Here is a 13,248-nt window from a genome sequence, read left to right as displayed (position 1 = left end):
ACCTGTCCAAAAGACAGGCGAAGCCAGGTTTTCTTGTAAGCCCTATGGGGCTAATTAGCCGGAAATAACAAATTTAATGATCACCATGACTGCAAACAGAACGGTCATAAACAGCGCCATTCCGCCAAAGCCATTCATCAGATCCATTAAATCATTGCGCGGCTCTTCGTTCACGTGTTTCCGCGGATCGTTAGCGTGCACGTTTGCATCCATTTGAACAAATGCCTCCTCATCATGGTTTCAGCCTGATGTCAATGAGCCTTCTCATGAACAGAGAAACCCGAGTTAACATTAGTATACCCAAACTTCAAAGAATTTGTAAAGAATATATGGTGAATACTTATAGGGGCAGGAAAGGGTGGCTGAGCGGTTAGGTGGCCCGAATTTCGTTTAATCTGTAATTAAGGGTTTCACATTTCTTGACGGAATGTGTTATACTTAAACTGTCCACAAAGACATATCAGTTTAGACGTCCATTTGCGCTCTTGCGATTACGGGGGATACCAAGCCGCATGGCCGTTTTTTCGTCTCCTGCGTACAGCCGCTAAACATGGTCTGTCTTCTGTGAAGCAGAATACACCGAATTTTTTTCTTATAAGGAGGAAACCTATTATGGCAATTGTGAATGTATCCGACCAATCCTTTAACGCTGAAATCGAAGGTCAAGGTACGGTTCTGGTAGATTTTTGGGCACCATGGTGCGGTCCTTGCAAAATGATCGCTCCGATTCTGGAAGACCTGGCTAACGAGCTCGGAGACTCCGTGAAAATTGCCAAACTGAACGTGGATGACAACCCGGAAACGGCGTCCCGTTTCGGCGTGATGAGCATCCCGACTTTGATTTTCTTCAAGGACGGTCAACCGGTTGATAAAGTGGTCGGCCTGAACTCCAAAGAAAACCTGAAAAACATCATCGCTAAACACCAATAATTGGTGCATGGCCGATGACAGGCGCCTCCGGATGATTCCGGGGGCGCTTTATTCGTATGTAGGTACGGATCCCTGGCAGATGGCCGAAAATAGGTTGTCGGGATTTTTTGCATATTTATATGCAGCGCTGGAATGACCCGAAGGTAACCGAATAGGCTATCTTGACGAAACCCCGACTTTTGCCGGGTTATATTGCTGTATTCAGCCGTTTTCTCCTATAATATAAGTACCGGGAGGTGAGCCGATACGGCATGGACGATTTTGCAAAGCAATTACAGGAACAGGAAAAAGCACTGGAGAAGATCCGCAACAAGCTGGCTTTGCTGCCCGATCTGCCCGGTTGTTATTTAATGAAGAATGCCGATGGCAAGATTATTTATGTAGGTAAAGCCAAGGTGCTGAAGAACCGGGTCCGCTCCTATTTTACCGGCAGCCATGACGGCAAGACGCAGCGCCTGGTGGCGGATATCCGGGATTTTGAATATATCGTGACCGGAAGCAACATTGAAGCACTCATTCTTGAATGTAATCTGATCAAAACGCATCAGCCGCGATATAACGTCCTGCTGAAGGACGATAAGACGTTTCCTTATATTAAAATTACCAACGAGCCGCATCCCCGCCTTGAGGTGACCCGCCGCGTGCTCAAGGACAAAGCCAAGTATTTCGGCCCTTATCCGAATGCTTACGCCGCGCAGCAGACGAAAAAGCTGCTGGACCGGATGTACCCGCTTCGCAAATGCGGGGTCATGCCGAAGGAGGTATGCCTGTACTACCATATGGGCCAATGCCTGGCACCGTGCGAGAAGGAAGTTCCTCAGGAGGAATATGACCGTATTACCCAGGAAATTACTTCATTTCTGAGCGGCGGGCACGAGGAGATTAAGAAGGAGCTCCAGCGCAAGATGCAGGAGGCGGCGGAAGAGCTGTATTTTGAACGGGCGAAGGAACTGCGCGACCAGATCCTGAACATTGAAGCGATCATGGAGAAGCAGAAAATTACGACGACGGACACGAAAGACCGCGACGTATTGGGCTTTGCCGTGGATAAAGGCTGGATGTGCGTGCAGATTCTGTATATGCGCCAAGGGAAAATGATCCAGCGCCACGCGTCTGTTTTTCCGTTTTATGGCGAGGCGTACAGCGATTTTATGTCCTTCGTGACGCAGTATTACAGCGACAATCCGGCGCTGCCGAAGGAAATTTTGCTGCCTGACATGCCAAAAGGGGAAGAGGCGGAAGACGGCAGCCGGCCAGAGGATGCCGCGGAATCGATCGATGCCGGCGGCGGTGCTGCATCCCTGCAGGAATGGCTCGGCATCAAGGTGCTGGTGCCCCAGCGGGGAACGAAGCGCCAGCTTGTGGCCATGGCGGAAGAGAATGCCAAGGTCTCACTGGACGAGAAGTTCCGCCTGATCGAACGAGATGAGGAGCGGACGTCCAAGGCCGCCGCGAACCTCGGCCAGTATATCGGCATTGAGTCGCTGCACCGGATCGAGGCGTTCGACAACTCCAACATCCAGGGAACGAATCCGGTATCGGCGATGGTCGTGTTTATCGACGGCAAGCCCGACAAAAAGGAATACCGGAAGTACAAAATCCGTTCGGTTCAGGGACCAGATGATTACGATACGATGCGGGAGGTCGTCCGCAGGCGCTACGAGCGCGTGCTCAAGGAAAATTTGGAGCTGCCTGACCTGATTGTCGTGGACGGCGGCAAAGGCCAAATTTCCGCCGCGATCGACGTGCTGCAGAACGAGCTGGGCCTGTTTATCCCGGTGTGCGGTCTGGTCAAGGACGTCAAGCACCGGACCGCGCAGCTGATGGTGGGCGATCCGCCCGAGCCGATTTCGCTGCCGCGCGACAGCCAGGAGTTCTACCTGCTCCAGCGCATCCAGGATGAGGTGCACCGGTTCGCCATCACCTTCCACCGCGAGCAGCGCGGCAAGTCGATGGTGGCATCCAAGCTCGACGCCATCCCGGGCATCGGCGAGAAGCGGCGCAAGCTGCTGCTGAAGCATTTTGGCTCGCTTAAAAAAATAAAAGAGGCCCGGATTGAAGACTTCCGGCCTCTCTCGATCGGCGACAAGCTCGCCGGACAAATTATAGCAGCCCTTCAGGAGGAGGAGTCGTAGCATACGGCTTCTCCTTCTTTTTGCCGTAAAACAGGTAAATGACCCAGGCGACGATAAACGGCATGACGCAGGTGACCACGCCCGCCAAAATGTTCGTCAGATCCCCCATGCTGAACAAGCTGAAGCTCATCAGGATGCTGTCGAACACGACGTGGGCGAACATGACCGCGATGTAGCCGTGACGCAGGAAGATCAAGCTGAACAGGAGACCGATGAACAGGAGCTCGATCGGACGAGTGTATATCGGGTAGATCGGGTACAGCGTATGGCCGAAGGCCCAAATCAGCGTCGGAATGACGCAGGCGACAAATGTGTTTCTTACGATTTTCTTCAGCATCGGTATGCCGAACAGGCGGTACACGGCTTCCTCGGAGATGCCGGCCATCCAGGCCATGATCGGCAGCATCCACGGATACAGCATGTTATACGGGGACTGCGAGGCGTCCGTCGTGGACCAGCTGTGGATCGTCCGGTCCAGGACGAGATAGATCACCGACTGCGCCCCCATCAGGATAAACGCCCACAAATACCCGGTGAACATGCTGTGGAGCACGTAACGCCCATATCCAGGCTCTTTGGCGCGGGCCCAGGCGTTGTAACCGGCTTTGCGCCATAGTCCGTCCCCGCCGACCAGGGAGAAATACAGGAGCACCGTCATCGCTATGCTCAGGATCACCTGAACGACCATGGCCGCGATGATCCCGAACTGGGAGAAGCCTTCCGCTTCCAGCACTGGCAGCATGTTATAAGTCGTCAGCAATGAGACAACAAAATAAAACAAGGACAAAAACAGCCCGCGTGCAAAGGAGGTGTACCGCCTCGTCAGTGCACTGTAAATGATGGCGAGAATGCCGAGCACGATCGTAAACAGTCCGTATCCCAGCATGGTCAGCATCGTGGCGCTTTTGGTCTGCTTCTCTACATAAGCCGTATGAGCGGATGGGACCGAAAATCCAGGGAGGAAGGAGTGAAGCTCCCCATCCTCAAAGGCAAACTTGAATTCCAGCTGCGATTCCCCGATGTGCGAGGAGGAGTCGGTATAGATCAATCCGGGCTCATCCTTGCCGCTCGATACTTTCAGGGAGCCGGTGTTATAGCCCAGCTTCTGCAGCCAGGACGAGGCGATTTCCTCTTTATCCTCCAGCGTCATGTTCCCTTCCACAATTCTCAGTTTCTGCTTGCGCATAGTTTCGTTCGATTCAGCCATCGCGGCAGCATACTTGGAGTACGGAGGCGTGATAGAGAACCCGACTACCTTGCCCGTGTTCATATGTACGTCTACATTGACATATCCCTGATCGCTCGACTCGGGCAGCCGGACCCGGAACACGTCATAAGGATACTTCGGTTCGTATTTCTTGTTATATTCGTTAAGAAGCTTCTCTCTGGATAAATAACCGTAAAGGTCCGATTCCGACTGGTACGTGACGAGCGGTTCGGCGGCAATGCCTGTTTGAATATTCAACCGGTCCGAGGCAAACGCTTTGGCGGCTGCTTCCGCCTCCGATTTGCTGATGACCTTGGTCGTTTGCCCCTCTAGCGTCTCCGAGCTCGTCTGCGGAAACACTTGTACAAAAAAGAATAAAATAAGGCCGATGACCCCCAAAATGCCCAGCCATTTATAATTGGCCCTGATTTCCAGCGGCTGGTTTAACCGGTCCATGAAATCCCCCCTTGAATGTGATAAAGATACCATTCCCCCCAATACAGTACGGTAAACATAACATAGAAGATTCGCCCAAAACCAGTATACCCTGAAAATAGTGGTGAAAAAACGATGAAAATCAAGGAAAGCCATCGAAAAGAGAAGATAACCGCAGGCCGTGTCCACCTGCATTGCGAATCAGGCTGTTTTCCATCCAATTCATCAGAAAAAGGCCTTTGTGAAGTCCTACAATAAAGATTATAATTTTGATGCAAATGAATAAGAACGCCGAATTTCCAAGTGAAAACGGGGGAACCAATTTTTTGGGGTGAATTTCGTTGGGACGGTTTAGTCCGCGAATAGGGCAACCTGTGCATGCCCGAATCCGTCAGCTAACCTCGTAGGCGTCGTGCATGCAGGAGCCAAACCGAAAGGCATTGGATTTCCGATGCTTTTTTTCTTTTGACTTTTTTAAAGAGGTGAATGTATTGATTGGGAAATGGAAGTGGTTCCGGCTGGCCCCTCCGCAAGTATTAACGCTCGGTTTTGCGGCCATTATTTTGATCGGAGCCATACTGCTCACCTTGCCGATTTCGAACACGACGGGTAAGCCGCTGAATTTTATGGATGCCTTGTTTACGGCAACCTCGGCGACCTGCGTGACCGGTTTGGTTGTCAAAGATACGGGGCTGTATTTCAGCACGTTCGGTCAAGTCGTCATCATGCTGCTGATCCAGATCGGCGGGCTCGGTTTTATGACGATGGCCACGCTGATCGCTCTGGTGTTCAAGCGCCGGATTTCGCTCCGGGACCGGCTCCTGCTGCAGGAAGCGATGAATCAGAACACGATGGAAGGCATCGTCCGCCTGATTCGGAAAGTGATATTTTTTTCGTTGAGTATCGAAGGCTGCGGAGCGTTGTTGCTCGCCATCCGGTGGTCGTTCGATATGCCTCTTGGAAAAGCGATCTATTTTGGAATATTTCATGGCGTGTCCATGTTCAATAATGCGGGATTTGACCTGTTCGGCCATTTTAACAGCCTGACGGGATTTGTATACGACCCGCTCGTCAATTTTGTGGTGATGTTTCTGATCGTATCCGGCGGCATCGGCTTTATCGTCATGTCCGATCTGGTGGATTACCAGGTACACCGGAAACTGTCGCTCCACACCAAAGTGGTGCTGTCCATGACCGGTGCCCTGATTGTGGTCGGAGCAGTTGTCATCTTTATCTTTGAATTCACGAATCCCAAGACGCTCGGTTCGCTGAATTGGGGCGGCAAAATTCTCGCCTCCCTGTTCCAGTCGGTCACGCCGCGGACGGCTGGGGCGAACACGCTGAACTTGGCAGATATGCGCCAGGCATCGCAATTTTTCACGATCATTCTGATGTTTATCGGCGCTTCGCCGGGTTCTACCGGGGGCGGGATCAAGACCACGACGTTCACCATTCTTGTCGGTGCGGTGATCGCGATGATCCGCGGCCGGGACGATATCGTCCTGTATCGCTACCGTTTGGCCCAGGAGCGGATTTTCAAAGCGCTGACCATTACCTTCCTGGCCTTGTTCCTGGTGGTCGGCGTATCCATGGTTCTGTCTACGACAGAAGACAGCAGCTTTTTAATGATCTTGTACGAGACGACTTCGGCTTTCGGCACCGTAGGGTTATCGCTCGGGCTGACGCCGCATTTGTCCTTGATCGGGAAAATCCTGATCTGCCTGACGATGTTTGCCGGCCGTCTTGGGCCGCTGACCTTCGCCTACGCGCTTGGTCCGAAGAAGGGCAAGGAGCTGTACCGCCATCCCGAAGGTAAGATCATTATCGGGTAAGGAATTTGGGTGATTCAAAGTTTCAATATTGTTATAAGAACCATATATAGAACCAACATTAAAGGATAAGGAGCATCTGGAAAGAAATGAAAACACAGCAGTTTGTCGTGATCGGTTTAGGGAGGTTCGGCTCAAGCTTGGCCATGGAGCTTATGGATCTGGGTTATGAAGTGCTTGGGGTAGACATCAATGAAGAAGTGGTCAATGATATGAGCGAGCATCTGACCCACGCCGTGGTGGCGGATGCAACCGATGAGGAGGTTCTCAAATCGCTGGGAATCCGCAATTTTGACTGCGGGATCGTAGCAATCGGGGACGATATCCAGATGAGCATCCTGGCCGCAATCCTGCTGAAGGAACTCGGCGTTCAGACCGTAGTGGCGAAGGCCATCTCCATGCTGCACGGCAAAGCCTTGTCCAAGCTGGGCGTGGACCGGGTCATCTTTCCGGAGCGGGACATGGGCATCCGGGTGGCGCACCAGCTCGTGACGCCGAATTTGCTGGATTACATCGAGCTGTCCAAAGATTACAGCATCGTGGAGATGACCGTACCGCAATGCCTGAACGGGAAGACGCTGAGCGAAGTCAATACGAGAGCCCGGTACGGATGCAGCATTGTTGCGCTCCATCGTACCGAGGGAGTCATCGTCGCGCCGACGGCGATGGACCAGCTGCATGCGGGCGACATCATGGTCATCATTGGCTCCAACAGCAATATCGACCGCTTCGAGAGCGAAGCGGTGAACGTCAAATCGTAAATCCGGAAGTGAGACAGACATGGAATCCCCGATGACCGAAATCATTCATCATATCTTAATACTGCTGCTGTTTATCATTGCTGTCGGCATGCTGTCCGGAAGACTGGCCTCCTGGCTCAGGCTTCCGGACGTTGCTGTGTTTATCGTGGCAGGCATGCTGCTTGGGCAGGGGCTGCATCTGATCAACGAGGCAAGCAGCTCGCTGATCAACCAGCTGATCCTCTCCGTCGGCTCGGCGCTCATTCTGTTTGACGGCGGCCGGAACCTGAAGCTGAGCGGGCTGCGGAAGGTATGGATCACACTTTCCATGCTGAGCGTTCCCGGCGTCATCGTCACGACCTTGATCGTCGGAGCTGCCGTGCATTACCTGTTCGGGCTGGACTGGCTTTTTGCCTTCCTGGCCGCCGCCGTCATTGCCTCGACTGACCCCGCTTCGATCATTCCTGTGTTCAAGCAGGTAAAGATCAAGGAAAGGGTCCGGGAGACGGTGGAGAGCGAGTCTGCCTTCAACGACGCCACAGGTTCGATTCTGACCTTTGCGCTGCTGGCCGCGGTGACGGGCAGCGGTTCTTTACATATCGGGACGATGGCCTGGGATTTCGTAAAAACCGCCGTCGGCGGCATTCTCGTCGGCGCCGTCGTATCTATGATTCTTACGTATCTCGTTGCCCATTTCCGGCTTGGCGTCCTGAAAGACTACACGACGATCACGATGATCGTCGTCGCACTTTCTTCTTATTTAATAGGGGACCTGATTCATGTCAGCGGATTTATGGCGACCTTTGTGGCCGGGCTGATCTGGGGGAACGCGGATACGTTCGGGCTGTCAATGGACGATAAGCTGGAGGAGACCACATCGTTTGCGGACAATACGAGCGTCATGATGCGGATGCTGATTTTCATCCTGCTCGGCAGCCAGGTCAACTTCCGGGTGCTTGGCGATTACTTCTGGCCAAGCCTGGCGGCGGTCCTGGTGCTGATGGTCATCGCCCGGCCCATCACGATTCTGCTCTGCGCCCTGCCCGACCGCAAGGTCAAATGGTCCTGGCGCGAGCTGCTGTTCATGATGTGGGTCCGGGAGACCGGGGTCATTCCCGCCGCCCTTTCGGGCATGATCGCTGGCATGGGCGTAGCCCACGCTGATGTTATCTCGGCCGTGACGTTCATGGCGATCATGCTGACGATTCTGCTGCAGGCCAGCACCACGGGACTTGTCGCCCGCAAGCTGGGCCTTGAGGTTAAGGCGGAGCCGGCGGCTTCCAGGCCCATGGGGCAGAAATAGCCTGTAACATGATACGAGCCGTCAGGAGCGGGGAATCCCGTCTTGACGGCTCGTCATTTGCCGGCACCGCGTCATTCATCCCGGGTGCGGCCGAAAATCTTTTTCGTTTCTTCGATCCAGCGGCGTGCCCCGGCGCTCAGCCCCCCGTTTTCGGAGTAGACAAGCGAGGTGGTGCGCCGCGTTTCCTGCAGATCGGGAATATGAAGAATCGCCAGGTCGTTGTCGTCCAGCAGCTGACTGCGCAAATACGACTTGGGCAGCAGTGCCGCCGCCCTGCAGGCGGGCAGAAGCCGGACGATCGCTTCAAATGAATCCATTTCCATCCGAATGTCCGGCACGACGCCGGCCCGGTGGAACAATTCGTCGGTCAATTTCCGGTACCACGTTCCGGTTGAGAAAATAATCATCGGCAGGCCGTGTAGCATGTCCATGCTCACATTATCCTGGCCGCACAGCCTGTGATTGCGGGGAAGCACCAGCTCCAGGTGGTCGTCGAACAGCGGCGTGCAGCGCAGGCCGGGCTCTTCGATTGAAGAGGCGACGATGCCTGCGTCCAGCTTCTTGTCGCGGACGGCCGACACGATTTCATGCGTTTTCCCGGTAACCAGCTTCAGCTCAGCAGAAGGGTGCTTCTCCATAAACGCGTTCACCAAAGGCGGCAGCGTCGTCTGAAGCGTGGTCAGGCTGGCTCCGAGCGTCACCGAAATTTGATCGTCCCCTTTGTACTTGGCGATCATCTGCATGAACTTCTGCTGCTGCTGCCGCTGCTCCAGAGCAAAGGTGTAGGCCGACTGGCCGAAGGCCGTCAGCTCAAGGCGCTTGCCGCGGCGGTTGAACAGCTGCACGCCGAGCTCGTCCTCCAGCTTGGTAATTTTACGCGAGAGGGCGGGCTGGGACAAATTCAGCAGCTTCGAGGCCTTGTTCAGGCTCGACTGCTCCACCACCGTGGCGAATACATCCAGATCTTCAAACATGTCATTCATCTCCATGAAACTTTTGGACTGCGGCTGCTTGGGGTAAGATGGTTATAGGTGCGGTCTCTCTTCTGTGAAGTTACATCGACAATTGATTTTGTTTAGATATAAGAACGAATATGCTTCAGAGAATGATCTTCCTTATATCGCAAGAAAAACTACAAGCTAAACGTAGGTCTTATGCATTTACATTATAACGTTTAATAATTATATTGCAATTCCATTATAAGAAAAAAAAGAGTAACATGAAAAGTGCCACAAGTTGTTCACAGGTTAGAAAAAGGGTGGCAGAATGATGTCGAATAATGAATTATGAAAACGTTGTACTATGAAGAAAGGGGCACGTCAATTTATGAAAGGTTACTATGCCAGAAAGCTTCATTCGCTTCTTGGGGTCATTCCGCTCGCCTTGTTTTTCATCGAGCATGCCCTGACGAATTTTGGCGCATTTGAGGGAGGGCCTGAGCGATTCAACGCCGGCGTTAAATTGCTGAATGACCTTCCGCTTATTTTCGTCCTGGAGTGGGTGCTGATTTATCTTCCGCTGATCTATCACGGCGTATACGGGCTGTATATCGCGTATCAGGCGAAACCGAACACCGGACGCTTCAATTATGAGCGCAACTGGCGCTATCTATTGCAGCGGATTACCGGCGTTATTACGTTCGTATACATCATCTGGCACGTATTCGAAACCCGGTTCCAGATCACTCTCGGCAACGTGACTCACGAAGGGCTAGGCTCCCTAATGCATGATATCGTGACACAGCCGGTATTCTTCGTCCTCTATCTGATCGGCGTCGTATCCGCGTCCTTCCACTTTGCGAACGGACTCTGGTCGTTCCTGGTCGCATGGGGAATCACGGTCGGGCCGCGCGCACAGCGGGTATCCTCGTATGTGTGCATGACGCTGTTCGTCTTGGTAGCATTGATGTTTATTTTGTCCCTGGTCGCCTTCCGCAGAGCGGAATTCCAGGAAGCTTCGGTATGGATTGATACCGTGAAGTCAGTTTTAAGTTAAGGGAGAGTGAGCAGGCATGGCAACATCTAATATTATTATCGTGGGCGGCGGTCTGGCAGGTCTGATGGCCACCATCAAGGCAGCGGAAGCAGGCGTCCATGTTCACTTGTTTTCTTTGGTTCCGGTCAAAAGATCGCACTCCGTGTGCGCACAGGGCGGCATCAACGGTGCCGTCAATACAAAGGGCGAGGGCGACTCGCCATGGGTTCACTTCGACGATACGGTGTACGGCGGGGACTTCCTGGCCAACCAGCCGCCAGTCAAAGCGATGTGCGAGGCGGCGCCTGGCATCATCCACTTGATGGACCGGATGGGCGTTATGTTCAACCGTACGCCGGAAGGACTGCTCGATTTCCGCCGTTTCGGGGGAACGAAGCATCACCGTACGGCGTTTGCCGGCGCAACGACCGGACAGCAGCTGCTGTACGCGCTCGACGAGCAGGTGCGCCGCCACGAAACGGAAGGCCTCGTCACGAAGCATGAGCACTGGGAATTCCTGCAGGCGGTCATCGACGACGAAGGCATCTGCCGCGGCATCTGCGCGCAGGATTTACGCACGATGGAGATTCATACATTCCAGGCTGACGCGGTTATTCTCGCCAGCGGCGGACCGGGGATCATTTTCGGCAAAACGACCAACTCGGTCATCAATACCGGCACCGCGGCCAGCGCCGTGTACCAGCAGGGCGTTCATTACGCCAACGGTGAATTCATCCAGATTCACCCGACAGCGATTCCGGGCGACGACAAGCTGCGCCTCATGTCCGAATCGGCCCGCGGTGAAGGCGGACGGATCTGGACATACAAAGACGGCAAGCCTTGGTACTTCCTTGAAGAGAAGTATCCGGCCTACGGCAACCTGGTGCCGCGTGACATCGCGACCCGAGAAATTTTCGACGTGTGCGTCAATCAGGGGCTTGGCGTCAACGGGGAGAACATGGTGTACCTCGACCTGTCCCATAAAGATCCGAAAGAGCTGGACGTCAAGCTTGGCGGCATTATCGAAATCTATGAAAAATTCGTCGGCGACGATCCGCGCAAGCTTCCGATGAAGATCTTCCCGGCGGTTCACTATTCCATGGGCGGCATGTGGGTCGATTACAACCAAATGACCAACATTCCAGGCCTGTTCGCAGCCGGCGAATGCGATTACCAATACCATGGGGCCAACCGTCTTGGAGCCAACTCGCTCGTATCAGCGATCTTCGGCGGCATGGTGGCCGGACCGAAAGCCGTGGAATACATTAAGGGAATGAAAAAATCCTCAGCTGATGTACCTTCAAGCGTATATGAACGCTACAAGAAGCAGCAGACGGACAAATACGAAGGCATCCTGAAAATGAACGGCACGGAAAATGCGTACGGGCTGCATAAGGAGCTCGGCGATATCATGACCGCCAATATGACCGTGGTGCGTTACAATAAAAAGCTGGAAGAAACGATCGCCAAAATCAAGGAACTGAAGCAGCGCTACAAAAACATCAACGTCAACGACACGTCGCGCTGGAACAATCCGGGCGCTTCGTTTACCCGCCAGCTGTGGAACATGCTGGAGCTGGCCGAAGCGATGACGCTGGGAGCACTGCTCCGCAACGAGAGCCGCGGGGCTCACTACAAGCCGGAATTCCCGGACCGCAACGACGAGGAGTTCCTCAAGACGACCAAAGCAGCGTGGACACCGGATGGCCCGCAAATTTCTTATGAAGCAGTGGATGTATCGCTGATCCCTCCACGGATCCGCGACTACTCCAAAGACAAGTAAAGAAGGGGGATTTGACATGGCGGAAGCAACTGCATCTTCCAAAAAAGTGAAGTTTATCATAACCCGTCAGGACGGCCCGGACGCTGCTGCCTATACCGAGGAGTTCGAGCTTCCGTACCGCCCGGGAATGAACGTGATCAGCGCGCTGATGGAAATTCAGCGCAACCCGGTCAACGCCAAAGGCGAAAAGATCGCCCCGGTATGTTGGGAATCCAACTGTCTGGAAGAGGTGTGCGGCGCGTGCTCGATGGTGATCAACGGCAAGCCGCGCCAAGCGTGTGCGGCGCTGATCGATAAGCTGGAACAGCCGATCCGGATTCAACCGATGAAGACGTTCCCGGTCGTGCGCGACCTTGTTATCGACCGCAGCCGGATGTTCACCGCGCTCAAGCGGGTGAAAGCCTGGATTCCGATCGACGGCACGTACGATCTTGGCCCTGGACCACGGATGCCGGAGAAGAAGCGTCAGTGGGCTTATGAGCTGTCCAAGTGCATGACCTGCGGCGTCTGCCTAGAGTCCTGCCCGAACGTAAACGACAAGACCGACTTTATCGGTCCGGCGGCGATCTCCCAGGTTCGCCTGTTCAACTCCCATCCAACGGGTGAATTGAACAAGGAAGAACGCCTGGAAGCGCTGATGCAGGACGGCGGCATCGAAGGCTGCGGCAACTCGCAGAACTGCGTGCGCTCCTGTCCGAAAGGCATTCCGTTGACCACGTCGATCGCGGAAATGAACAAGCAAACCACCAAGCACATGTTCAAGCAGTGGCTGGGTGTATAAATCAACGTTAACCATCATCCCCTTGTCAGCGGAGAGCTTTTCGCCGGCGAGGGGATTTTTGGTATATGTCAGGATGCGTCCAACCCTTGTGGCGGGGGTAATCTAACGATAAAGACTTCTAAAACTTTACA

At 53.8% G+C, this 13,248-nt stretch carries 11 protein-coding genes and 1 riboswitch; of the genes, 8 read left to right on the top strand and 3 right to left on the bottom strand.

The window, feature by feature from the left end; all coding sequences use genetic code 11:
- Nucleotides 1-54: 54 nt before the first annotated feature.
- On the bottom strand, nucleotides 55-213 hold the full coding sequence (locus BCV73_RS21350; RefSeq protein ID WP_089548459.1) for a YqzM family protein: 159 nt from the start codon (nucleotides 211-213) through the stop codon (nucleotides 55-57).
- A 399-nt stretch (nucleotides 214-612) separates the two neighbouring features.
- Between BCV73_RS21350 and trxA the strand changes: the two genes are divergently transcribed.
- A complete protein-coding gene (gene trxA, locus BCV73_RS21345; protein WP_076174051.1) occupies nucleotides 613-930 on the top strand; it encodes a thioredoxin in 318 nt (105 codons plus the stop codon).
- A 251-nt stretch (nucleotides 931-1,181) separates the two neighbouring features.
- Entirely contained in the window at nucleotides 1,182-3,065 is a 1,884-nt protein-coding gene (uvrC, locus tag BCV73_RS21340) for an excinuclease ABC subunit UvrC (RefSeq protein ID WP_089548458.1), read from the top strand.
- Here uvrC and BCV73_RS21335 read toward each other — a convergent pair.
- Nucleotides 3,034-4,728, bottom strand: a complete 1,695-nt coding sequence (locus BCV73_RS21335) for a CPBP family intramembrane glutamic endopeptidase (RefSeq protein WP_089548457.1) — start codon at nucleotides 4,726-4,728, stop codon at nucleotides 3,034-3,036. The genes uvrC and BCV73_RS21335 overlap by 32 nt on opposite strands.
- Nucleotides 4,729-4,986: 258 nt before the next feature.
- Nucleotides 4,987-5,131, top strand: a riboswitch (cyclic di-AMP (ydaO/yuaA leader).
- 67 nt (nucleotides 5,132-5,198) lie between these two features.
- Between BCV73_RS21335 and BCV73_RS21330 the strand changes: the two genes are divergently transcribed.
- The 3 genes from BCV73_RS21330 to BCV73_RS21320 all read left to right on the top strand — a co-directional run bounded on the left by BCV73_RS21330 (nucleotide 5,199) and on the right by BCV73_RS21320 (nucleotide 8,579).
- Complete coding sequence (locus tag BCV73_RS21330; RefSeq protein ID WP_256992936.1) at nucleotides 5,199-6,539, top strand: TrkH family potassium uptake protein; 1,341 nt, start codon at nucleotides 5,199-5,201, stop codon at nucleotides 6,537-6,539.
- Nucleotides 6,540-6,625: 86 nt separating this feature from the next.
- Entirely contained in the window at nucleotides 6,626-7,297 is a 672-nt protein-coding gene (locus BCV73_RS21325; RefSeq protein WP_076174058.1) for a potassium channel family protein, read from the top strand.
- Between the two features lie 31 nt (nucleotides 7,298-7,328).
- A complete protein-coding gene (locus BCV73_RS21320; protein WP_256992935.1) occupies nucleotides 7,329-8,579 on the top strand; it encodes a cation:proton antiporter in 1,251 nt (416 codons plus the stop codon).
- A 71-nt stretch (nucleotides 8,580-8,650) separates the two neighbouring features.
- Here the strand turns inward: BCV73_RS21320 and BCV73_RS21315 are convergent, their stop codons facing one another.
- Complete coding sequence (locus tag BCV73_RS21315; RefSeq protein ID WP_089548454.1) at nucleotides 8,651-9,553, bottom strand: LysR family transcriptional regulator; 903 nt, start codon at nucleotides 9,551-9,553, stop codon at nucleotides 8,651-8,653.
- Between the two features lie 352 nt (nucleotides 9,554-9,905).
- Here BCV73_RS21315 and BCV73_RS21310 point away from each other — a divergent pair, with 352 nt between their 5' ends.
- Genes BCV73_RS21310 through sdhB form a run of 3 tightly spaced genes read left to right on the top strand, consistent with a single transcriptional unit; the run spans nucleotide 9,906 to nucleotide 13,117 of the window.
- Nucleotides 9,906-10,574, top strand: a complete 669-nt coding sequence (locus tag BCV73_RS21310) for a succinate dehydrogenase cytochrome b558 subunit (RefSeq protein WP_076174065.1) — start codon at nucleotides 9,906-9,908, stop codon at nucleotides 10,572-10,574.
- A 16-nt stretch (nucleotides 10,575-10,590) separates the two neighbouring features.
- Nucleotides 10,591-12,336 (top strand): succinate dehydrogenase flavoprotein subunit, encoded by a 1,746-nt coding sequence (sdhA, locus tag BCV73_RS21305; protein ID WP_076174068.1) that lies wholly within the window; start codon nucleotides 10,591-10,593, stop codon nucleotides 12,334-12,336.
- 16 nt (nucleotides 12,337-12,352) lie between these two features.
- A complete protein-coding gene (gene sdhB, locus BCV73_RS21300; protein WP_076174070.1) occupies nucleotides 12,353-13,117 on the top strand; it encodes a succinate dehydrogenase iron-sulfur subunit in 765 nt (254 codons plus the stop codon).
- The last annotated feature ends 131 nt before the right edge of the window (nucleotides 13,118-13,248 follow it).

Source organism: Paenibacillus sp. SSG-1 (assembly GCF_002224835.1).
Classification (GTDB): domain Bacteria; phylum Bacillota; class Bacilli; order Paenibacillales; family Paenibacillaceae; genus Paenibacillus_AQ; species Paenibacillus_AQ favisporus.
This window is presented reverse-complemented; position numbering and strand designations above follow the sequence as displayed.

Coding starts and splice junctions, on each gene's coding strand:
- BCV73_RS21350 (WP_089548459.1), bottom strand. CDS start 213: ATGGATGCAAACGTGCACGCTAACGATCCGCGGAAACACGTGAACGAA.
- trxA (WP_076174051.1), top strand. CDS start 613: ATGGCAATTGTGAATGTATCCGACCAATCCTTTAACGCTGAAATCGAA.
- uvrC (WP_089548458.1), top strand. CDS start 1,182: ATGGACGATTTTGCAAAGCAATTACAGGAACAGGAAAAAGCACTGGAG.
- BCV73_RS21335 (WP_089548457.1), bottom strand. CDS start 4,728: ATGGACCGGTTAAACCAGCCGCTGGAAATCAGGGCCAATTATAAATGG.
- BCV73_RS21325 (WP_076174058.1), top strand. CDS start 6,626: ATGAAAACACAGCAGTTTGTCGTGATCGGTTTAGGGAGGTTCGGCTCA.
- BCV73_RS21320 (WP_256992935.1), top strand. CDS start 7,329: ATGACCGAAATCATTCATCATATCTTAATACTGCTGCTGTTTATCATT.
- BCV73_RS21315 (WP_089548454.1), bottom strand. CDS start 9,553: ATGTTTGAAGATCTGGATGTATTCGCCACGGTGGTGGAGCAGTCGAGC.
- BCV73_RS21310 (WP_076174065.1), top strand. CDS start 9,906: ATGAAAGGTTACTATGCCAGAAAGCTTCATTCGCTTCTTGGGGTCATT.
- sdhA (WP_076174068.1), top strand. CDS start 10,591: ATGGCAACATCTAATATTATTATCGTGGGCGGCGGTCTGGCAGGTCTG.
- sdhB (WP_076174070.1), top strand. CDS start 12,353: ATGGCGGAAGCAACTGCATCTTCCAAAAAAGTGAAGTTTATCATAACC.